Consider the following 22,742-nt stretch of genomic DNA (forward strand, 5'->3'; position numbering starts at 1 on the left):
CAACCTGCCGATGGATTGCGCCGATGCTGTTGCCATCGCGATCGGAGGTGACATGAGCATGCCCAGTGATTCCGCCGGCCGGGGCCGTTACCGCTACCAGGGCGGCAAGCCGGTTGATCCCAATGCCGGTGTTCATCCGGAGATGGCCGCTGATCAGGCCGATGCGCCGGTTGGCGCTGGCATCCCCAGCACCCCACAGGAGTTGATCGCCATGCAGGAGAACAAGCCCGAGCGGCCGGAGAAGCCCGAGCGCCAGCAGAGCGCCAAGGTGAAGGAGGTGCTGGATCTGCTCGAGAAGCTGGACACCAGCGCTGCAGAAGATCAACAGATCGCACTGGCCCTGGTGCGCAAGCTGGAGACCTTCCACGACGAGGTGGTGGACGAGATGAAGGGCGACGCTGACGCCAAGCACACCCAGATTGTCAGCTGGGCTGTCGATGCGGACAGGCTCTACAGGTCCCGGATGTTGCTCGAGAGTGTGGATCTGGAGTGATGGGTCAGCTCTACGCCACGGCCGGCCTGCGCCATCTGGCCCAGCGGCGACGGCTGGGCTGGCTGGCTCAGCAATTGCCCCAGCCGCACGCCGATGGTGCCGGGCTGTTGCGGCGGCTGGCCGCCAGTGGCGATGGTCTGCCGTTGGAGACGCTTGGGGCAGCGAACGCGCAGGCACTGCTTCTGCGGAACTGGGCCACCGACTCGGCGCCGTCAGGGGGGCGCTCGGCGCTGCCGTTTGCGTTTGTGGAAGCGATCAACCTGGAGCTGAGCTACAGCTGCAACTTGGCCTGCAGCCATTGCCTGCAGGAGCCACTGCGGCCCAAGGGCGCGTCCACCTGGTTGGATGTCGCCACCGTTCGCCCACTGCTGGAGCAGGCCCAGGCCCTGCAGTTGCTGCGCCGCGGACTGAATCTCACCGGTGGTGAAGTGATCGCAACAGCCAGCCCCGTGCTGGAACTGTTGGCACTGGCGCAGCAGCTGAACATCCCCACCCGGATGAACACCAACGCCTGGTGGGGGCTGCAACAGCAGATCCGAGTCGGCGATCACTCCTTTGCCGATGACGCCGCCTTGGTGGGAGCGCTGCAGCAACGTGGCCTTGGCAGGCTGGCCCTCAGCCTGGATGATCGCTACCAGCAATATCCGCAGCTGCTGGAGCGGGTGATCCGGGTAGGCACCCTCTGCCAGCTCGCGGGCCAGGCCATCGAAGTTGTGGCGACCGACGCCGAGCCAACCCTCCTGAAGCGTGTGCAGCGCCAGCTGCCTGCGGCCTTGATCACGCCCATGGAACAGGTGGACATTGGGGCTGCCCAACCGGTGCAGCAACGCCCCATGAGACGCGGCAATGTGGCACGACTGGCGGCGTTGTCGCACTGCGCAACGGCAGGTTTTTACCGGCCCAGGTATCTGCATGTGACACCGGATGGGGGAGTCCGCAGCTGCCTCTATGCGCCAGGCGGTGGCTGGCTGGGCAACCTCCACCATCAGAGTTTGATCGAGATCTTGAACGCCGCCGCCGCCAACACCGTGGTCCAGCTCTTTGACAGTGGCGAACTGGAAGCGTTTGTGGCTGAGCACCTGACCCCTTGGCGCCACATCTACCGCGGTCTTGACCATGGCTGCACAGCAGCAGCCTTGATTGCGCGACTGGCAGAACGGCTGAGCATGCAGCAACAAAATGCGGACCGGCCTCTCCATCCAGAGCAGCTCGAGCTGCTGCACCGGCGCCTGGCCAAAGAAATGGGCCTTGAGGCTGCGATGAAGGCTTGATCAATCTGGTCTGAGGTGGGGCTACAGGCCCCTGCAATTAGCTGCCCGGGAGGCATCAAGCAACCCTTGAACTGTTTGGGGCTGCTTGGTGATGTCCTTGTTGGCCCGTGCGTCCTTGATGAATGTCCGAGCAAAGCCCTTGCCGACCTCACCATTGCGCTCAAGCTCGCAAACCGTGATTGCGATGCCTGCTCCGATCCCATACCAATACATATTGCGATCTCGAGCTGACAAGGACTGAGCCTGTCCTGGCAAGACAGCAACAAGCGCGCACCCAGCCAGGCACAGCAAGGATGCGTAAAACTCTTTCATCTCGTCAAAACCCATATTCGCTCAGGAAGACCAGGAACTCGTCTCGCTCAGAAACGCCGATGGCATCAACATTCTTGGCAGTGGCTTCGTCGTCATCATCACCGCGGAATCGAGCTCTGATCAGACGCGGAAAACATCCATGCCCGGACAGGAGATCTTCTAATGAACTGATCCATTCGATCTGCAGCAGTGACTTCAGGTTGTCGTTGAAAGCACTGATCGCTGCGGCGGAATCAGCCTCGAAGCGAAGTGCAATCTGACGCAGCTGATCGCGCAGCTCGATCCATTCGGCTTCCTCGTCAAATGTGGCAAAGCCAGCAGGGCTGAGATCGGTGACGAAGGACAGCACCGCAGAGAGCTCGTCGAACCACTGAAAGGCTCCGACTCCACCTCCGCAGGCGGGTGGGGCATCGCCCCAGGCGAACAGCCCCCAATTGAATTCGAGCGGATCGCGGGAGCTGCTCGTGGACATCGCTTCGTTAGCGAGATCCGTCAAAGCCTCGGGGTCCCAGTTCATCTGCAAGTTCCTTGAGGTGCTCAGCATGCCAGCTTCACTAGTTCCCATAACTGCTCTCGCGCGAACAACCGCCTATCGAGGGATGCAGAAATTGCATAAACAGCCGAATGAAGTCGTCGTTCGCGCCAGAGAGGCTGCGCCGATCGCTCTGGTCGGCGATGCTGAAAAGGTCTTGCACTCCCAGGCACGCCACATTTCATGCCGAACCGCCTGATCACCCCGTCCCAGCTCGCTTTGTTCAGCCGCAGCCCGGTGATCGGCGCCTGGTGGGAGGAGCTACACGCCCAGGGTTTGTTCAGGCAGCAGCGGCCAGCCACCACGCCGCTGGATGAGCTGCTGTTCAAACAGGGGCACAAACATGAGGAAGTCCTGCTGAAGCGATTGGAAGATGAAGGGAAGGACGTCTACCGCCAACAGCCATTGGACCCAGACGGTCCACCTCAAGAGCAGGACTACGCCAATACGCGTGCAGCCATGCAACAGGGACGGCAATACATCCATCAGGCGGCGCTGAAAAACAACGAAATCCGCGGCTGGGCCGACTTGCTGGAGCGAATCGAGCGACCTTCAAAGCTGGGCGATTGGAGCTACATCCCGATCGAATGCAAGCTCTCCAGTCACCCCAAGCCGATCTACCTGGTGCAGGCCTGCGCCTACTGCGAGCTGTTGGAGCTCATCCTCGGCGAGCGGCCCGAGCACTTCAAGCTTTACCTCGGAGGGCGTCGCTTCGAGCAGGGGGAGCATGGCTATCCCACGGCTCGCTTCTGGAGCTGGTACGAGCAGCTGCGCCAGCGCTACCGCGACTTCCGTGCTGCCTTTGATCCCAGCCAGGAACCAGATGATGCCCGGGGTGACCATGGGCTGTGGGAACCATTCATTGAGCAACGGCTCCAACAGAAGCGGGATCTGATCCTGGTCGCAGGTCTACGCGGTAGTCAGCGGGACAAGCTTAGGAACGCCGGCATTCACACCATCGAGCAGCTGGCCGCTCTGCCAGAGCAAGGCAGCGTGCCGGGAATGAACCACGACGTACTCAAACGCCTACGCGAGCAGGCTTGCATTCAACTTGAAACCCGAGAGAACGATGAACGGCCTGCATTCCGGGTGCGGCCCATTGACGAACAAGCGGGTGGCCTGGCTCTGCTGCCCGCTCCCGATGACGGTGACATCTGGTTCGACATGGAGGGCTACCCCGATCCGATCAAGGGCGAGAAGCTTGAATACCTCTTCGGTGCCTGCTATCGCGATCAAGCGGGTGACCTGCAGTTCAAGCCCTGGTGGGCACACACTATGGCGGACGAGAAGCAGGCCTTCGACAGCTTCATCCAGTGGGTTGAGCAACGCCGCCTGCAGCATCCCAACCTGCACGTTTATCACTACGCCAGCTACGAGAAAACGGCCCTCGGAAATTTGGCGGCCTTGCATCAAATCCATGAACCTTTGATGGACCAGTGGCGAGCTACGGGCGTGCTGGTGGATCTATACCCGATCGTGCGACGTGGTCTGCTGCTTGGGGCCGACAGCTATTCGATCAAGAAGGTGGAGCGCCTGTATCAGCCTCCCCGCGACGGCGATGTCGAAACCGCAGCGGATTCAGTGGTGCAGTACGCCGAATGGCTGCGCTCCGGTGAGCCCTCCATTGCCGGTGATCTTCCTCACGGCAGCCCGCGGCTACTGGCGATTGAACGTTACAATCGCGATGACTGCATCTCCACAGCCCGGCTACATGCTTTCCTGATTGAGAATCATCTACAACTTGGACTTGAGTTTCCATCATTTGATCGAAGAGATGGTGTTGCCGATGAATCTCAGCTAGAGGATGTGGTTGAGGAATCACCGCGAGCCAAGGCCAACCGAGAGGCGATTGAGGCACTGATGCGTGCCTCACAGATCCTGTTAGAGGAGTTACCCGTACAGCACCGCGACAAAACCTCTTCTATCCGTCCAGCCGACGAGAACAACAGGTTGCTTGCCCTCAGCGAAGCGGACGAGTCTGCTGGTCCACGGGGCATGAGCCTGCGCATCCAGCGGCTGTTAAGCCAGCTGCTGCCATTCCATCTGCGGGAGCGCAAAGTGGAGTGGTGGGACTTCTATGCGCGCTTGGAGCAGTCACCAGAGGAGCGCCTGGATGATCCCGAGGTGATCGTCGCTGCAAGGCTCGAGAGCGATGAGACCAGACAACTGCCGCGCAGCCGGCAGCGACTTCTGACTTACAGCTTCGCCTGCGATCAGCCGCTCAAGCTGAATGATGGCGCGGGCCTGTCGCTGTATCTCACTGAAGCGGAGATCCCACTCGCGGCAAAGCTGGACGAAGAGACTGGCACCGTGGTGCTGACGCTGCCCGACTCCATCCAACAGACGCGCCTGCAAAGCGGTCGCCCGGTGACGATTCCTGAGCAGACCGATTTAATTCTGTTTCCGCCCGATATCAGCCAACACCTCAGGCCCCACTTGGCAGTTCAGGCTCAGCGCTGGGTTGAGGGTAAGGACCTACCTGCAGCGATGCTGCATCTGCTGGAGCGGCGGCGGATGCCGGAGCTGGAGCCGATCAACGAGCGCACCCGCCACAATCCCGCCGGCACCGCTGCCGATCTGGCCGCCTTCTTTGCAGACGCCGATGGGGTGGCGCTGTCGCTGCAGGGTCCTCCGGGCACTGGCAAAACGACGGTCACCGCTGAGCTGATTGCCCGGCTGAGTGCCCAGGGGCAGCGCATCGCGGTGAGCTCCAACAGTCATCCAGCCATCAATCACCTGCTGAAGCAGTGCCAAAAGGCGGTGGATCGCCGTGGCGGCACAGCAATGGTGGTGAAGTGCACAGGAAGTTCAGCCCGACCAGACGACGAGAGTAACTTTGGCGGCACAGCCGTGAGCTGCGCTCTGCAGAAGCAACTGCGACCGGATATGGCCGTGGTGGGGGGAACCGCATATGTCTTCGCCAAACACGACGCCGACCCCTTCGATCTCTTGGTGATCGATGAAGCAGGCCAGGTGTCGCTGGCCAACCTGTTAGCGATGGCTCGCTGTGCCCGCAACATCCTGGTGGTGGGTGATCAGCAGCAACTCAGCCAGCCCACGCGCGCCGCTCATCCCGAGGACAGTGGCCTCAGCTGCCTTGACTACATGATGGCCGATCACGCTGTGGTGCCGGCAGACCGGGGCGTGTTCTTGGCTACCAGCTGGCGCATGCCACCAGCGCTCACCGCCGTGGTGTCGGAGCTGTTCTACGAGGAGCAGTTGCAGGCAACCTTCGCCAACGAGGCGAATCGAATCCTATGGAACGCCCAGCCGCAGGGACTCATCTTCCAGCCAGTGGAACACAAGGGCAACAGCACAGGTAGCGACGAGGAAGTGGAGTACATCGCAAAGTTGGTGGACGAGCTACTCGGCAAGCCCTATCAGCGCTCTCAAATGCGCAACGGGAAGATGAGGACTGAAGACGACGACGTTCTTGGCCCCAGCGACATTCTAATTACCGCCCCCTACAACATTCAAGTGAATCGCCTCCAACGAATACTGGGAGATAGAGCCCGCGTCGGCACTGTCGATAAGTTTCAGGGGCAAGAGGCTCCGGTGGCGATCCATTCGCTGACGGCCAGCGATGCCGAATCCGCCCCCCGCGGCCTGGATTTCCTGCTGTCACCCAACCGTCTGAACGTGGCAATCAGCCGTGCCCAGTGTCTTTCGATCGTGGTGGGGTCACCAGAGCTCGCTACTGGCATCAGCACCAGCATTGCCAACGTGCAGCGACTCAATCGGCTATGTCGCCTGATGGCAGTAGGGCAGGGCGAGGAGCGTTGATCGATGACCAACACAATTGGACTGTTTGTGCACTATCGGCCTGTGGTGTTGGCTCTGCCGGCTGGGGGTTGCAAGGCCGTAGCCACCTACTTGGGCTATTCCACCCTGCAGGAGCTCCAGTCGGACTTGGCGGCGGCCAACCTGCTTTACCAACACCCTGAGCTTGGCAATGCCGTCACCAACTTACTGAGTGTTGAACCAGCCGAATCCACACTCGGCGGTGTTCTGCACCAGTCTCTGATGCGTATGGACACGATCACGCAACGGCCGCAGATCTTCCGCTGGAATCTCGATGCACAGATCGTGATAGAGCCGATCAGCCTCAAGTTGGAAGAGTCCGAAGGCGCTGAACTGCTGGTGCTGGACCTGCGAATGCGCTCTAAGGAAGCCCTACTGGCTGGGGCCCATTGCCCGACTGCCCTAATCAACAAGCTCAAGGAGCAGGGCAATCTCTGGTGGGCCTACGGCAAGGGCGAAGAAATGGATGGACGCGAGTACAACAGCATGGAGCCGGCGGAACAGGAAGCCTGGGCCCAGATCCTGAAGGAGATGGATCTGCCTGGCATCCAGCCCGTGGATCTAGTGAAGGCACTCGATGAGTTCGCAGATTGTGCCATTGACTTCCGCTACAGCGAGGCCTTCCTGCAGTCGATGGCAAGCAGCCTTTCTATGCCGCTGGAGTACCTCGAGGCCTGGCAGGCGGAAGGCGATGGGGTGATCGTGGACGTTGGCGACGACAAGGTTCAGGGGTTCTGTTGAGGCAAGAAACCAGAAGACAAAATGACACTGACAAATCAACTCATGCCACAACGTTTGCTTGAACTCCGCAAGCTTCTCAATGAAGCGGCCCATGCCTACTACGTGCTCGATGCTCCACAGATGGAGGACGCGGTCTATGACCGCCTCTATCGCGAACTGCTGGAGCTGGAGGAGCAATACCCGGAGCTGATCACAGCCGACAGCCCCAGCCAGCGGGTAGGCGGCGCCCCCAGTGATGGCTTCACCTCGGTGGAGCACCGCATCGCGATGCTCAGCCTCGACAACGCCTTCAACGACGAGGAGATCGAGCGCTGGCATCGCCGCCTGCTGCGAGAACTGGATCTGGAGGAAGGCACCGATCTCCCAATGGTGTGTGAGCTCAAGATCGACGGCAATGCCCTGGCGCTCAGCTACGAGAACGGCGTTCTCGTAAGGGCCGCAACTCGTGGCGATGGCGCCAGGGGAGAGGAGATCACCACCAATGTGCGCACGATTCAAACGGTGCCGCTGCGGCTGCAGTTCGAGAACCCACCCGAATGGGTGGAAGTGCGAGGGGAGGCCTTCATCCCCGACGACACCTTCGCGCGGATCAACAAGGAGCGAGAGGCCAACGAAGAGCCCCTGTTTGCCAATCCCCGCAATGCCTGCGCCGGCACCCTCAGGCAACTGGATTCCAAGGTGGTCGCCGCCCGGCGGCTGGATTTCTTCGCCTACACCCTGCACTTGCCTGATGGCACCGAGGCACCTGCCAGCCAGTGGCAGTCACTGCAATGGCTAAAGCAAGCTGGATTCCGGGTGAATCCCAATGCTCGGCTCTGCGCCGACCTGGCCGCCGTGCAGAGCTTTGCGAGCGAATGGGAGCAGCAACGCCATGGACTTCTCTATGCCACCGATGGCGTGGTGGTGAAGCTTGATGCGTTGGAGCTGCAGCAACGCGCCGGCTTCAATGCCAAGGCACCACGCTGGGCGGTGGCCTTCAAGTACGCCCCAGAAGAAGCACCCAGCCGCTTGCTGCGGGTGGTGGCCCAGGTGGGCCGCACGGGAGTGGTCACTCCCGTGGCGGAATTCGAAGCCGTGCCCCTGGCCGGCACCACCGTGAGCCGCGCCACGCTCCATAACGCCGACCGCATCGCCGAGCTCGACCTGCGCCAAGGCGACACAATCGTGGTGCGCAAAGCCGGCGAGATCATCCCTGAAGTGGTTCGGGTGCTGCCGGAGCTGCGTCCGGCGGGAGCCGTTGCCGTGCAGTTGCCGGATCACTGCCCTGCTTGCAACTCCGAACTGGTGCGGGCCGCTGAAGAAGCCGCCACCCGCTGCATCAATAACTCCTGCCCAGCCCAGCTGAAGGGGGCGATCCGCCAGTGGGTGAGCCGGGCCGCCATGGATGTGGACGGCCTGGGCACCCGCACCATTGCCCTGCTGGCGGAACGCGGCCTGGTCAACACGTTGAGCGATCTCTACCGCCTCGAAGAAGCCACCCTGGCCTCGCTGGATGGAATGGGCAAACGCTCCGCTGCCAAGCTGGTGCAGGCCCTGGAGGCATCGCGCCAACAACCCTGGCATCGATTGCTGTTTGCTCTTGGCATCCGCAATATCGGCCCGGTAAACGCCAAAGTCCTGGCAGCAGCGTTCCCTTCCGCTGCAGCCTTGAGCCATGCCGCCTTGAAAGATCCCGATGCCCTGCTGGCCACCTATGGAATTGGGCCTGAGATCGCCGATGCCCTCAGCGAATGGTTCGGCAATGGCACCAACCAAATTCTGCTGCAGCAGTTGGAAGAGATGGGCTTCTGTCTGCAGGCTCCGGAGGCAATTGCTGGCGACGCGTCGGGCGATGGGGACAGCCCAAAACCCTTAGCGGGCAAAACGTTTGTGCTGACAGGCACGCTTCCAACCATGAAGCGCGGTCAGGCCCAAGAGCTGATCGAAGCCGCAGGAGGCAAGGTCAGTGGTTCGGTGAGCAAAAAAACCAGCTACGTGGTGGCGGGTAGCGACGCCGGAAGCAAGCTCACCAAAGCAGAGCAACTGGGTGTCGCTGTCCTCGATGAAGCGGCACTGTTGGAGTTGTTGCCTTGAGGAAACCCTGAAAAATCCTTATCAATCTCCAACGTTATAGCTGAGTCCTCCATGGTTCGCGATCAACTCACCCGCTGGCGCAAGGCCATTGAAACTCTCGACCTAGTCGCCGAAGGCTCTCGGCGGCAGCTCAACCAGCTCTACACCGAGATCGTCACACAGCTTCGCCAGGAATTTCAGACTGCCACGTTCAGCGCTGCTGCCCCCTCGCTCGACTTGAAACGGGCCGTAGAGGCATCTGATCCCGACACGAAGACCAAACGCCTGTGGGAGCTCACCACCCATCACCCTTGTGAGGTGGCGAACAATCCAATCTGGACATTGCTCCTGCTGGGTGGAAAAAGCCTGATTGGAAAAAGGGAGCATATCGACGAAGGACACCTCTTTCCATTTGCGCAGGTGGAAGGATTCTGGCAGGAGGTGCATCAACGCCACGGCGAGGACAACTACAGCAAGTTATTGCTGAGCTATACAGCCCTACTACCTATCGAGAAGCACCCATTTCGGACACATTCGCTGATTCGGGCCCTTTATGAAGCAGGTGATGTCATCAGTGTCTCAGATCTGAAGTCGCTGCAGTGGCAGACGAATGATCTTGATGAGCTGCAGCCAATACAGGAATCACTTAATTCGCTTCAAGACCATGAGCTTCTTCTGCCAGAAGCCTTGAAGACGCCACTCATTGACGACTTGCTACTCGCCCTAGCACCAATATTCTCAGAGGGCGAGGAACTAATCAGCCTGGCGTTTAATGGCTGCCGGCTGCGCGGTGGACTCTTCTTTGATGCTTCGCCCCTTGCAGACCAATTGCTCTCGCTTTCGAAAACAAGGCTGGTAGAGCGTGGTATTCGAATCAATCATGACACTCTCATGCCAGCTGAGGTGTACAAACGACTCGCTAGACACCGTAACAGCGGGCCGCAGGCAGAAGTTGCAAGCTGCATTCATACACCAGCAGAGGTCTTGGAGGAGCTCTCTCACTTAACCAGCAAGGAGATCATTTACCCCCTGGCTAGCAATCCGATGACACCATTGCCGGTTTTACGCCAGTTGATGCATTGGTCTGGCTGGGGTGCCAAAACAGTAGAGCGCTACGTGCAAAACAACCCTGCCTATGTGGGTGGTGAAGTGTGGCAGTTGATGGAGATGGGCCGATTGCAGCTCCAGACTGACCAGCGAAAGAAAGATGTGCTGCTTGCCTGCCTCGACCTGCTGGCCATCGAGCCCGATCCTCTGGACAGCCTGCGCATCCTGCTCAATGCAGCGCTCTGGGCCAGCTGGCGGCTGAAACCTTCTACGTTGCGGCTCCGGATGATTCAGAAGGGTTGGGCCAGTGATGAGCTGATGCAGACGGCGGCCTGGAGCTGGCATTGGCAAGAACGCTTGGCGGTAGCCAGCTCTCCCCTCGCTCCTGCCGCAGCGCTGGCAAAATTGCAGGGCGATGGCTTGCCATTCATCCGCCACGCGGCCCTGCAACCACGTCGCTCTGCGGAGGTAGCCGCGGAGGCTGCCTCACCCAGCGGCTGGATGGGACAGTTGGCAGCCCTAGCCGCCGCCGATCCTGTTGCCTGCGTTCGTCACCCACGCTTTGCCGAGTGGCTTGAGCAGCAGCCCGAACTTGTGGACACGCTGTTATGCAAGCAACACCGCACGATCCAGGCTGCAGGAGACCTGCCCGGAGAGTATTTCTGCTGGTGCCTTAGCCAGCTCAGCGAGCGTGAGCAACTGCGCTTGCTTATGCATCGTCAGGTGCCCAAGCAGGCCCTCGATCAGCTGGTGCGCCATGACGCCGAGCACGACAAGCTGATCAGCCGGCTGCCAGAGCGGAAACAGGGGGAACTGGCTGACTTAGTGGCCACCAGTGCGGCGTCCCATCTCCAACAGAGCAATCCAGCGCTGCTGCGCTGCTCCTTAGCTGTACTGGAGAAGGCCGACCGGGAAGAACTTATGCCTCACGAGATCGCCTTCTTCGTGATGGGCTTCTACAACCCCGCCGATGTCAGTATGCTCCACACTATAGATTTGCTCACGCTACTTCTCCATCCCGGGGCCTCGCAGGACTGGCGGCGCAATCTCGGCCAGGAGCTCGACAACCGCAAGGATGAGTGGCATAAGGTTGTTGATTGGCACGCTCTTGCCTACGCTCTAGACAAAGCCATCCATATCTATAATTTTTTCATCGGTGGCCAGGATCACGCGCTTAATCGACTAAAGATCACCGGACATTTTTTGGGATTGGAGGATATCTCCGAAGCTCTTCGTGCCTGGCTCATCACGCAGATCGCTGACCTGGCGACGCAAGTCTTGATTGATGGCGGTCGACACGAATGGCTGAAGACACTCGTGGATTTCTGGCCTGCTGTCCTCTCACCGAAGGAGACTAAGAAACTGATCGCCAGTCGCAACGCCAGTAAACGTCTCTTGGCCGCCTGCTTCGGGGATCTCAATGAGTCGCAGATGGAGGCCTTGGCGAGCGATCCACGGGAGGAGATCCGCTTTGCATTGGCTCTGCTGCGCCCATGCCAGGCCTCCGTTCTAGAGAAGCTTTCGGCAGATGTGAATGCCCTTGTGAGCAGGGCCGCCCTGCAGAACCGCTGCTGTCCGTTAGCCAAGCTCAGCTCAGCCCAGGGTCGCTCGCCGCTTCGCAATCCGAACCTGCCGGAGGAAGCCGCCCGGAATCTCCTCAAGGGTCCTGCCGGGAAACAGATTCTGAAGCATGCGGCGGAGATCCTCTGCTGGACACCGTCCCTGATGCAGGAGGTGATTGATTCCATGAGATCAGACGAACTCAGCTCTTTTTGCCTTGAGATGGAATATGGATTAGGACTAGCACCATTCGGCGAGCGCCCCTATGCTCCCGAGCTGCTCAGTTGGATGGCACAGATCCCGGCCGACTCGATCAGCAATCGGAACGCTTTCCGGCAGCTTGCAGCGGCCCATCCCCGTACGCCGGTACCCGTGCTGGAGGGGCTGGCCAAGGATCCAAACATTCATGTTCGCGCATCGGTCGCTAGCAACCCTGCATGCCCCACTGCATTGCATCGATTCCTAAGGGAAGAGCAGATCTCAGGAAACACCCTTGCAGTTGTGGCGAGTCCCAACTATCCGGTGGATTGGCTTGCCGACCACGCCAGCGATCCGGATCCAGATCTGAGAGCCATGGTGTCACGTCATCCCCATTGCCCCCTGCCGCTGCTGATCCAGTTGCTCGCTGACACTGCAAAGACTTCCAACTACGGCCTCTTCAACAACCGCACCGTGGCGGAGGTGGCCGCCGCAAGCCCCGCACTGTCCGCTGAGATCGATCCCAACAGCTACGAGACGGCTGCCCTGACCCTGCTTCGCTCCACAAAACCCTCCTCCCGCGCCAGGCGATTGGCCCTGCGCAGCCCCTACTGCCCGCTGCCGTTGCTCCGCCGCTGTGCCACAAGCCTCGACTGGCGTGAACGCCACGCCGTGGCTTCACACCCTGCCACTCCGCCCCGTCAGCTCAAGGTCCTCTTACAAGATGCCAATCAGCATGTCGTGCAGGTAGCAATCAAGCGTTGTAGTGAGACAACGTCATGAATGGCTTTAACAGGGTCCGAGCAGGCTGTGCCAGGACATGTTTTTACCAGGTCCATGAGGAGCTGAGCATCACTGACACCTGCATTGTCATTGTCGCGTAACCCATGACTCTCAAACCCTCCCAGTTGATCCGTTACCTTGATCATCTTGTGAACAGCAACATCACGATCAGCACGATGATCTGGGGGCCGCCAGGCATCGGAAAATCCAGCATCGTGGCTCAGGTGGCACAAGCCGCAGGGCAGCAGTTCATCGATGTGCGCCTCAGCCAGCTGGCACCAACAGACCTAAGAGGCTTACCTGTGGCCGTGCCGCCGGTGGATGGCGAAAGCCTCGGCACCTCCACCTGGTTTCCGCCGGAGTTTTTGCCGCGCTCAGGGCAAGGAATCCTGTTTCTCGATGAGCTCAACATGGCCCCACCGGCAATGCAAGGGGTGGCCCAACAGCTGATCCTGGATCGTCAGGTAGGCAGTTACCGGGTGCCGGAGGGCTGGTTCATCTGGGCGGCGGGCAATCGCAAAGAGGATCGCGCCTCGGTGTTTGAGATGCCCTCCCCTCTGGCTAATCGCTTCCTGCACCTCAGCGTTGGTGTTGATTTCAACAGCTTCAAGGCCTATGCGCTGGAGCGACGCCTGCATGAACAGGTACTTGCCTTCCTGGCTTTCCGGCCCACCCTGCTTCACAAACTCAACCCCAAGGAACCGGCCTGGCCATCGCCGCGTAGCTGGGAGATGGCCAGCTGTCTGCATCAGGCCGGCTTGGCGGTGGACCCAGCCGTCGGTGAGGCGGCGGCCTCGGAGTTCAGGGCCTATCTCAAGGTGTACGGGAAATTACCCGATCTCGACAAGATCCTTGCGGGCAAGGGATCACGCCTCAGATTTCCTGATGAACCGTCCGGGCGCTGGGCCACAACAATTGGCCTGACGATGCGGGCGATGACTGCTGTGCAGGGCCTTGCGGCATTCCAGTGGCTCGTAGCCAATGCGACAGCTGAATGGGTTCAGCTGTTCGCCAGTGACTTGGTCGCACAGATGCGCCGTAGCAATCAGCTCGGTGTACTGGCCAAAATGGTGGCTCATGAGCCTGATCTGCAGGCCTTCCTGAAGGAATACCGCGAGCTTCTCAGCCTGTGACTGCCGCCGCCTACAGCTCGTCCGGCCCTGAGCTGGAGAGTCTGATCAGCGCCACGCGACTGCGACTGAGAATGCATGCACCTTTCTTCGCGGCCTTGGCAATGTTTGCTGAGGTGCGCTTCAGTGAGTTGGTGCCTCTAGCAGCTACTGATGGCCGCACGCTGTGGTTCCATCCTCAGACCTACGCGGCATTGCCTGCCAAGCAACGCGATGCGGTATTTCTGCATGAGCTTCTGCATGCGGCGTTGCTGCATCCTCTGCGGCGTGGCGTCCGTGAGCAGGAGCTCTTCAACATCGCTGCAGACCTAGTCGTCAATGGCATGGTTGCTGCGGAGAAATCGCTTCAGCTTCCTGCTCATGCCATCCGTGATCAAAGCCTGGAGCATCACAGTGTGGAGGAAATTTATGAGTTGCTCCAGAAGCGCCGCAAGCAGCTGCGGCCGCAGCTGCCGCTGGCTGATCTACTGACTGCTCCGCTTGATTCGACCCAGACTTCTGGAGGCACTACAACACCAAATACGCAGAGCGAGCGTGAGACGAATGGCAATACGGAGAAGGACGAATCAGCGGACACTCTCAACCGCAACCATGTCTCTACGCCCGAAATCCATTCATGGTTGGAACCGGCGGATCGGCAAGAACTGGAGGCTCACTGGAAGCAAGCGATCCAGCAGGCGAAGGTGCTGGCCCGTAATCAGAGCAAGGGTGATCTTCCCAGTGGCCTGAGCCGCCATCTCGATGAGATAGCCGATCCGCAGCTGGACTGGCGTAGTCAGTTATGGCGCTATCTGGTGCACACCCCCAACGACTACACGGGCTTTGACCGGCGCTTCATTCATCAGGGGCTTTATCTCGACCACCTTGAAGGCGAGAGCGTGGAGGTGTTCTGCTGTATAGACACCAGCGGATCGGTTGGCCAGGAGGAGCTCAGCCTTTTTCTGGCTGAATTAAGGGGCATCCTGTCGGCATACCCCATGTTGCGCTGTTGGTTGTGGTACGCGGATGCCTGCTGCTATGGCCCCTATGAGCTAATAGAGGATAGTGATCTGCCGGCTCCGGAAGGCGGGGGTGGCACTGATTTCAGGCCATTTTCTAAACAAGTTGAGAAAGCCTGGAGTCGCGAAAAGCAGGCGGTCTGCGTTTACCTCACGGATGGCTACGGTGATTTTCCTAGGCAGGAGTCGGAGCTACCGATGCTCTGGGTGGTAGTCCCTGGGGGCCTGGAGAGCAATAAGTTCCCCTGGGGCGAGGTTGTGCGGCTTAGGTGACTTGGTCGTTGACTATAGACATCCGAATTTTGACACTACCGCGAAGAGCTTTAATTTAGATTTAAACTGTCAATAAGTTGTTGCGCTTGGCCGAGCCTGTAATCATTTTAGATGACCATCTTAAAAGTGATTAGGGCAGGCGGGAAGGCGCTCCTCGATACTCTCATGCTCGATTAAGTTCATTAACCCGGGAAACCAGATTATCGATGCTCACCTCAGTCCAGCTGCTAGACAATGCAGCAAGTCGTTTGCCCGTAGCCATTGACGACGCTGCTTGAGTGACTGCTACGCGAATCATCAGGATCAATCCAATACTTGAACGAGCCTAGATCACCGACAAGTTAGCCTGGCATACCCAAATCATGATGTGTTCTCTTGCTTCTTGCTAGGAATTCAGCTCGGCATGGAATAATTTAAAGTAGGGCAGCAGTTGGCTCAGCCCCTTTGGGCATTCACTTGATCCTCGTCGAACCTCAAGCTTAAATAGCGGGGCCGCATCTTCAGGGTACTCAGGAAGTTCTAGACTTTCATCTAGCTCTTCCTGCTCATCCGGATTGCTTGATGGATCCCAGTCGCACCCACACCCAACAGCGATATAAGCGCATTCGGAATGGTCCACCTGCAACTTGCCTTCGCTATAGCTGCTATAGATCATATCTGTGCTAACCCATGTCACTGTTGCATTCTCCTCTAGGAGATTGCGAGAAGCCCATTCGGGATATCCACTGTCTGGCCCGATAGCCTCATCACCAGAGGCTGCTAATCCCAACTTCTCGGCTTGACTTTTGCTTAAGCAATTGAGCCAGGAGAAACCGCCAGGCTCGTCATCATCATCTTCATTGTATTGCTCGCCAAACTCATCGGAGAGGCCGTCCCATCTTTGCTCGTGATAGCTGTCATGAAACGTTGGCCCATTTACAGGTAGTCCACCAATGCTGACAAGTTTATAGGATGATGTGCCGATGAACTCACCACTATCCGTTGGGTATCCCTGAGGCCCGCCCTTGGCAGACTCTTGGTCCAGAAGAGAGAAAATGTCCTCAAGAAATTCTGGATAAGATCCCCCTTTCGCTGACTTCCATTCATCTGCAGATGCTGATCTCACATATTCTGACCAGAAGTCTGTGTAGTGGGTCATCTCAGTTGATGCGCTGAAGCCCAAGGTGATCACTTTGCCGTCGAGCTTGACCTCAATTTCGTGACGTACATTCTCCCGAACATGCGCCTGCGCACCAGTCCACGATGTATCACTCGCAAAGCTGTCGTCAATGCACCAAATCGTTGCCAATGCTTGTGCGCTAGAGGCTTTAGTAGGTCTTCCCGTTTCTGCAAAGTAGATGGCCCTTGCAAGTGGGCACAAAAACTTTAAATCTGGGTCTTCTAGCTCCAGCAACCCAACAAGCTCGTTCTTCGATGCCCCTGCGGGATCCTTGAGAATGGCTTTGTTGATCGAAGCAATGTCTGCCTTTCTGTTGGGCACAAGTCTTGAGTAGGAACACTTCTCTCAATAATGCCGTATTGCCTTGAGCAAGTAGCCAATCACCTTGTGGCAACCCTATGCAAAGTCCGCATAATTCAAGGATCGGGGCGTCGTTCGCATGAGCGCCTGTTCTGATGGTGGATTCTGATGTGACAGTGGTCGTAACAGTTCGCCGATCCCCATGCGCTTCCTCCACACCGCCGACTGGCAGCTGGGCAAGCCCTATGCCCGCGTCACAGACCCCGATAAACGTGCCCAGCTGCGCCGTGAACGGCTCAGTGCCATCGGCCGGCTTGGTGTGGTGGCGCAGCAACAGGGTGCCGCCTTTATTGCCGTCGCCGGGGATTTGTTTGATACCCATCAGCCAACCAAGGCAGACGTCTCCGCTGCCTGCAGCGCTATTGGTGCGGTGGGGCTGCCTGTGCTGGTCATCCCGGGCAACCACGACCACGGCGGGGCCGGCAGCTGTTGGCAGGAGAGCTACTTCCTTAAGGAAGTGCAGCAATTGGCCCCCAACCTCACAGTGTTCCTCGAGCGCCAGCCGTTCGAGCTCGCCCGCCTTGGCCTTCCTGGGGGCGTGGTGTTGCCCTGTCCGCTGCTGCGCAAAGCCGAGCCGGTGGATCCCACCGCCTGGCTGCGCCAGCTCGACTTCTCGCCCTGGAGCGACCAGCCCAGGATCGTTCTGGCCCATGGATCAGTGCATGGCTTTGGCGGTGAGGACACCGGCGACACGGACGACGAAAACCCACCGGTCCCTACCAACCGGATTGACCTCTCGGCGCTGCCGCCAGGCGAGATCGACTACGTCGCCCTTGGCGACTGGCATGGCCTCAAGCAGGTCAGCAGCCGGGCCTGGTACTCCGGCTGCCATGAGATGGACCGCTTCCCGCGGGCGACCGATTACCGCTCTGGCCAGGTGCTGGTGGTCGACGCAAACCGCGGTCTGCAGCCTGAAGTGTTCGACATCCGCACCGGTGCGATTGGCTGGCATCAGCTCCAGCACCGCTTCAACAGCGACGCTGACCTGGATCGCCTTGAGCAGATCCTCCGCGATCTGATCGGTCCCCGCAGTCAGGAGGATCTGCTGCTTCTTGAGCTGGACGGCAGCCTCAGCCTCGCCGCTGCGTCACGCCTGCAGGATCTGCTGCAGCGCTTCGAGGCCCGGCTGCTGCGCCTCAAGCTGCGCGATCGCACCAGCGTCGCCCCGGATGGTGCTGAACTGCGCCTCCTCACCGAGCGAGCCGGTGATCCGCTGGTAGCTCGTGTGGCCCAGCGGCTGCAGCAGCAGCTGGAGCTGGGAGAAGAGGAAGGCGAGCTGGCCCGGATGGCCCTGCGAGAACTGCACCGCGCCTGTGTCAGCAACTGAGCGAACCCCAAAACCAACGCACCTCCTGATTCCACGACCCCCCAGCTCTCCGCTATGCGCCTCCTCTCTGCTCGCGTTCGTGATTACCGCCGGCATCGCGACCTGCCCATCAGCTTCGATCCACGCTTCACGGTGATCGCCGGGCCCAATCAATCCGGCAAGAGCACCCTGGCTGAGGCGCTGCACCGGGCCCTGTTCCTGCCGGTGAAGACCGGCGGCGAACTGCTGAAGGGCATGCAGTCGGATCCGTTTCTGGCTGAACCGGAAGTGGAGATCAGCTTTGAGGCGGCCGGTGAACGCTGGGAGCTGCGCAAGCGGTTCGCGGGCGCGCGGGGTAGTGCCAGCTTGCGCGACAGCGCTGGCCGCAGCCTGCAGGGGGAAGACGCTGAGGAGCGGCTATCAGAACTGATCGGCACCGCTGCCGTGGCCCGCAACCGTGGTGCCGCTGATCAGCTCAAGGAGCGCTGGGGCCATCTGTGGGTGTGGCAGGGATCAGCCAGCAGCAATCCGCTTGGTCTTAACGCTGCTAGCTATGACCACGATCGCCTGGTGGAACGCCTCCAGGCTGGCGCAGATCTGGGCGTGCAGTCGCCATTGGATTTGGCCGTGCTGGACGACATCCAGACCCGTTGGGCCACCGTGTACACCCCCGGAGGTGCTAACCGGGCCCCGCAGGTGAAGACGGGCTCCCCTCTGTACAACGCGCGTAAGGCGGCGATCGACGCCCAGGACGATCTGGAGGCCATCGGTGATCAGATCGACCAACAAGCGGCAGCAGAGCAAGCCTTTCAGGAGGCGGTAGCCCAGCTGCAGCGCGTGTGCCAGGCGCTGCCGCCTCTCCAGGTGCAGCGCGGGGAACTGGACCAGAAGCTGAAACGCAGCCAGGAGCTGGAGGCGGCGATCGCCGCGGAGAAGCCTCAGTTGCAGGCGGCCCAGAAGGAACGCGACGACCTCGACAAAGACCGCACGCAGCTGGAGGAGCTCCAAAAGCAAGTGTCCACTCTGGAGGCCGCCAAGGCCCCGGATCAGGAGGCGCTTGAGGCGCTCAAGCATCGCCTGTCTGAGCTGGAGACTGCCCGCGTACATGCCCAGGAGCAGCTGGAAGTCCAGCAACAAACTGTGGCCAAGACCATCCGCGAGGCCACGGCGATCGAAACCCTGCAGAAAGGCCTGGGCCAACTGCAGGAACAACAGCGGCTGGAGCAGCAACTGGCTGCGCTGGCCACCAATCAAGCCCGTTGCGATGAACTCCAGGCAGAAATCGCCCTCCTGCCTGCGCTAACTGCAGCGGATGTGGAGACGCTGCGCCGGCTTGAGACGGCAAGGCGCGATGCCCGGGTTCGCGCGGAAGCACTCTCAGCCGGCATCGAGGTGATCCGTGCCGGACGCCCTGTGCGGGTGGATGGACTTGAGCTGGCCGCAGGAAGCCGTCAGCTGTTGTCGGAGCCGGCGACAGTGCAGGTGGGAGACGATGTGGAGCTGCGGCTCACACCTGGGGATGGCTCCAATGCTGCGGAAGCAGCAACCGTGCTCGCAGAAGCGGAGGGCAAGTTCCAGGCAGAACTCCATCGGTGGCAGCTGACGACGGTGGACGAAGCTGCCACGGCCGAGCGGCGGCGCAGTGATCTACTGGCGGAGCAGCAGCGCCTGATCGAACAACACGGCGGAGCCGATCCGGAAGCCCTGCGCCTCCGGCTGAATGCGTTGATTCAGGGAGCGGATGCTCAGGTTGCGCTCGACGCTGCCGATGCAGCTCTGCAAGGGGAAGCCCTTGAGAGCCGTCTGCGTGCCTTGGAGCAGCAGCTGAGCGAGGCTCGCCAGCAACGCGATGGGGCCACCAAGACGGAACAGCAGCACCAGGCGCTGGTGAAGCAATCCAGTGCTGACCTAGATGCCCAGACCAAGCTGATTGCAACGGCGGAAGCCGGCCTGCGTGAGCGTGAGAACCAGTCACTGGAAGCGAGCACGCGCATTCATGCCCTGCAGGAGCGACACGGCTCTCTTGAGGCTCTGACGGTCGCACTCGCTCAGGCCCGCGAACGCTGCAGGGAACTCCAGAGCAAGCTGGAGGGGCTGGAGAGCGAGCTGGCGGAGCTGGGCGCTGAAAGCCTCAAAGCCAGGGCTGCAGAGCTTGATAAAGAGATCAGCACGCTTGAGAGCCAAGAGCGGGAAGCGACAGAAGCACGCATCCGTGCCGAAAGCCGTCTGCACGGCGATGGAAAGGTTGATCTCCAAGCTGAGCTCGAGCAGAAGCAGGCCGAGCTGGAGTCACGCCTGGAGGAGCAGGAACGGCTGGAGAAGGAGGCGGGGATGCTGACGCTGCTGCGGCGTCTGTTGGAGGAGGAGCAGAACGCAATGGCCACGCAATACACCGCACCGCTCACTGAGCGGATCGGCCGTTATCTCGCCCAGGTGTTCCCCGAGGCCCCGCAGACCAGCCTCAGCTACGACGCTAGAAACGGCTTCCAGGAACTGCAGTGGCGCCGCGGCAACGAAGCGGCCTTTGGCTTTGATGTGCTCAGTACCGGCGCTCGCGAACAGTTCGCCGCTGCCCTGCGGGTCACCATGGCAGAAGTGCTGGCGGAGGCCTACGACGGCACCTTACCCGTGCTGTTTGACGACGCCTTCGCTAACTCTGACCCTGAGCGACAGGCGGGTATTTATCAGATGCTGCAACAAGCCGCTGACCAGGGACTGCAGGTGATCCTGCTTACCTGTGATCCGGAGAGGAGCCAGGGAATTGAGAGGGCAAGCCATATCAACCTTGCCCTGTAACCGATGGGATTGCCTGCAAAAAAAGGCTAAGTAGCTACCTAAGCTGTAGGGAAAGTCGACTGTGCAATGGCGCCCAAAGACAGCCTCTTTCGGCGCCTGCAGCACCTGGATCAAGCAGGCACTTCCGAGCGCCAAGCGGCACGTCGCAAGCGCTCGCAACAGAGCAGCGGCGAAATTCTTCAGACCTTTCTGGCGTACTTGCTGGACGATGCTGCCCAAAAGATGGGGCTCGGCATCGCCATTGGCGATCCCCTCACCCTGATTCACGAGCCCACCAATGAGTGGGATCCCAATGCCGTGAAGGTGTTTTGGAAAGGAGAGTGGATCGGCTACATCCCCAAGGACATGGCACCCCTGATCGTTGCCGAAGTGCCGGAGGTGGCCCAGGGGCTTGACGCAGTGGTGACCGGTCTCAGCACCACATCACAACGGGATGCCTTCCGGCTGCAGATCTCGATCCCGATCCCCAAAGCCAGCCGGCGCCTCCGGGAACTGGGCGTGAGCAGCGCCTTTGCATGGGATTTCGACCGCACCACCGGAGCCGACAAACTACGGCTGGTGATCAGTTGCACCGAAACGGCCTTTCGCGAACTGCAAGAGCTGTTAGGCGCCAGCTACGACGTGAGCAAGTGCGGCTACAGCTACTACCCCGCCCAGGACGGCCGCCACTATCCCTGGTATCTCAGCCTCACCGACAGCACCGGCAAGGCGCCCGACAACCCGGAGCAGGTGGAGCAGCTGATCCGTTCACTTTTCGGGGCGCCCAGTGAGACCACCCGCATCCGGGAACGACAAGAACGCCTCAAGGAGCTTGAGGAGAAGCAGGAGGACATCAACACGCGACTGGAGACCAGCCGGGCAGAGGAGCGACGCCTCAGAAGGGAGTTTGATTTTAACAAAAGGGCCTGGGAACAGCGAGCCGAGAAAGCCCAGGAACAAGGTGAGCAAGCCATCGAACTGGCCCAGTCTGTTGAGGGCGAGCTCAGTCAGCAGCTGGACCTCAAAGAGCAGGAGCTGCAGCTAGCCCTCGCCGAAAACAAAGCCCTGGCGGACCAATTGGAGCAGGGCAGCAACGAGCTGGCCACGCTGCGGCTGGACCTCGAGTTTCTCGAGCAGGCAGGCCCTGCAGGGGTGGTCACTGAATTGAGCTACACCCCGTGGAGCAGCACGGATGAGGAAGTCACCGAACAGGAGGTCACCAACCGCCTGCTCAACAGCCTGCGCGGTGTTGCCGGCAGTGCGCGTCTCAAGCCGCGTCAATGCCTCGAGCTGGTGAGTGAGGAGCTCTGCCCTGGCAACTTGCTGGTGCTCGACAGTGCCTGGGCTGCAGCCGATCAGGTGAAGGGCTTTGAACACAGCGACCAACTGTTTGAGCTTCTCTGGCTGCTGGCCACTGGCTATCGCGAGCAGAAGCTGACTGGGGCTCCCGACCGAATTGCGGGGCAGGTGTTTGGCGGCAGCAGCTATGCCCCCAGGGAATCCCAGACGATTGAGAGCAATCCGCAAGCTAAGCGTGCTCGCACCTTCTCCTATGGGAGCAAGGCCGTCGAGATGTGGCAGCACCTCAAGATCGGGGCCAAGGATTCAGAAAATCGAACTCTGCGGATCCACTTCTGCTGGGATGAGGAGCTGGGGCAGGTGGTGATTGGCCACTGCGGCAAGCACCTTTACAACCCAAATCACTGAATCTTCAGGGCTCAAGGACATCCAATAGCCGGCCATCCTCATCCACCAAGCGATGCCGCTTGCCGGTGCTGCGAGCCCGGCTCTGCGCAGTGCGAAATGCGTCGGCCTCGTTGTGTTTGGTCTGGAAGTGCTGCCAGCGACCGAATTGGTCCTGCCATTCGATCTCTACGCGGGTCATCACGATTGGAGCGGATGAACTCACCATCCCATGGCCCATTGATCGCTGTTGGTGAGGTTGTGCGAA

General features: G+C 60.0%; 15 protein-coding genes. 11 read left to right on the forward strand and 4 right to left on the reverse strand.

Annotation, left to right across the window (positions count from 1 at the left end; genetic code table 11):
* Window positions 1-52: 52 nt before the first annotated feature.
* Together CJZ78_RS08430 and CJZ78_RS08435 are read left to right on the forward strand one after the other, a co-directional pair.
* Window positions 53-493: a hypothetical protein gene (locus tag CJZ78_RS08430; protein ID WP_158217062.1), complete on the forward strand. Its 441-nt coding sequence runs from the start codon at window positions 53-55 to the stop codon at window positions 491-493.
* On the forward strand, window positions 493-1,764 hold the full coding sequence (locus tag CJZ78_RS08435) for a hypothetical protein (RefSeq protein ID WP_094560606.1): 1,272 nt from the start codon (window positions 493-495) through the stop codon (window positions 1,762-1,764). The genes CJZ78_RS08430 and CJZ78_RS08435 overlap by 1 nt, the downstream gene beginning before the upstream one ends.
* Window positions 1,765-1,785: 21 nt before the next feature.
* Here CJZ78_RS08435 and CJZ78_RS08440 read toward each other — a convergent pair whose 3' ends face one another.
* Both CJZ78_RS08440 and CJZ78_RS08445 read right to left on the reverse strand, forming a co-directional pair.
* The gene (locus tag CJZ78_RS08440; RefSeq protein WP_094560608.1) at window positions 1,786-2,091 is read right to left on the reverse strand and encodes a hypothetical protein; all 306 of its coding nucleotides are present in this window, start codon (window positions 2,089-2,091) and stop codon (window positions 1,786-1,788) included.
* Window positions 2,081-2,620, reverse strand: coding sequence for a hypothetical protein (locus tag CJZ78_RS08445; protein ID WP_143592879.1), 540 nt, complete (start codon window positions 2,618-2,620; stop codon window positions 2,081-2,083). Before CJZ78_RS08445 ends, CJZ78_RS08440 begins: the two co-directional genes overlap by 11 nt.
* A 171-nt stretch (window positions 2,621-2,791) precedes the next feature.
* Between CJZ78_RS08445 and CJZ78_RS08450 the strand changes: the two genes are divergently transcribed.
* From CJZ78_RS08450 to CJZ78_RS08475, 6 genes are all read left to right on the forward strand, one after another.
* A complete protein-coding gene (locus CJZ78_RS08450) occupies window positions 2,792-6,391 on the forward strand; it encodes a TM0106 family RecB-like putative nuclease (protein ID WP_094560612.1) in 3,600 nt (1,199 codons plus the stop codon).
* 3 nt (window positions 6,392-6,394) lie between these two features.
* Window positions 6,395-7,150 carry a hypothetical protein gene (locus tag CJZ78_RS08455; RefSeq protein ID WP_094560614.1) on the forward strand — a complete coding sequence of 252 codons (756 nt, stop codon included), beginning with the start codon at window positions 6,395-6,397 and terminating at the stop codon, window positions 7,148-7,150.
* A 42-nt stretch (window positions 7,151-7,192) separates the two neighbouring features.
* Entirely contained in the window at window positions 7,193-9,223 is a 2,031-nt protein-coding gene (ligA, locus tag CJZ78_RS08460; protein WP_094560616.1) for an NAD-dependent DNA ligase LigA, read from the forward strand.
* Window positions 9,224-9,274: 51 nt separating this feature from the next.
* A complete protein-coding gene (locus CJZ78_RS08465) occupies window positions 9,275-12,790 on the forward strand; it encodes a hypothetical protein (RefSeq protein WP_094560618.1) in 3,516 nt (1,171 codons plus the stop codon).
* A 176-nt stretch (window positions 12,791-12,966) separates the two neighbouring features.
* On the forward strand, window positions 12,967-13,923 hold the full coding sequence (locus CJZ78_RS08470) for an AAA family ATPase (RefSeq protein ID WP_255373968.1): 957 nt from the start codon (window positions 12,967-12,969) through the stop codon (window positions 13,921-13,923).
* Window positions 13,920-15,191 carry a VWA-like domain-containing protein gene (locus CJZ78_RS08475; protein WP_233128609.1) on the forward strand — a complete coding sequence of 424 codons (1,272 nt, stop codon included), beginning with the start codon at window positions 13,920-13,922 and terminating at the stop codon, window positions 15,189-15,191. Before CJZ78_RS08470 ends, CJZ78_RS08475 begins: the two co-directional genes overlap by 4 nt.
* A gap of 385 nt (window positions 15,192-15,576) precedes the next feature.
* Here CJZ78_RS08475 and CJZ78_RS13735 read toward each other — a convergent pair whose 3' ends face one another.
* The gene (locus CJZ78_RS13735; RefSeq protein ID WP_143592880.1) at window positions 15,577-16,671 is read right to left on the reverse strand and encodes a hypothetical protein; all 1,095 of its coding nucleotides are present in this window, start codon (window positions 16,669-16,671) and stop codon (window positions 15,577-15,579) included.
* A gap of 181 nt (window positions 16,672-16,852) precedes the next feature.
* Between CJZ78_RS13735 and CJZ78_RS08480 the strand changes: the two genes are divergently transcribed.
* The 3 genes from CJZ78_RS08480 to CJZ78_RS08490 all read left to right on the forward strand — a co-directional run bounded on the left by CJZ78_RS08480 (window position 16,853) and on the right by CJZ78_RS08490 (window position 22,498).
* Complete coding sequence (locus CJZ78_RS08480) at window positions 16,853-18,037, forward strand: DNA repair exonuclease (protein ID WP_094560622.1); 1,185 nt, start codon at window positions 16,853-16,855, stop codon at window positions 18,035-18,037.
* A 54-nt stretch (window positions 18,038-18,091) separates the two neighbouring features.
* Window positions 18,092-20,812, forward strand: coding sequence for an AAA family ATPase (locus tag CJZ78_RS08485; RefSeq protein ID WP_094560624.1), 2,721 nt, complete (start codon window positions 18,092-18,094; stop codon window positions 20,810-20,812).
* A gap of 198 nt (window positions 20,813-21,010) precedes the next feature.
* A complete protein-coding gene (locus CJZ78_RS08490) occupies window positions 21,011-22,498 on the forward strand; it encodes an HIRAN domain-containing protein (protein WP_143592881.1) in 1,488 nt (495 codons plus the stop codon).
* Window positions 22,499-22,502: 4 nt separating this feature from the next.
* On the opposite strand, the gene CJZ78_RS14195 is transcribed toward CJZ78_RS08490, so the two are convergent.
* Window positions 22,503-22,676 carry a hypothetical protein gene (locus CJZ78_RS14195; protein WP_198953869.1) on the reverse strand — a complete coding sequence of 58 codons (174 nt, stop codon included), beginning with the start codon at window positions 22,674-22,676 and terminating at the stop codon, window positions 22,503-22,505.
* Between the last annotated feature and the right edge of the window lie 66 nt (window positions 22,677-22,742).

The sequence above is a fragment of the Synechococcus sp. 8F6 genome, assembly GCF_002252665.1.
GTDB lineage: Bacteria > Cyanobacteriota > Cyanobacteriia > PCC-6307 > Cyanobiaceae > Cyanobium_A.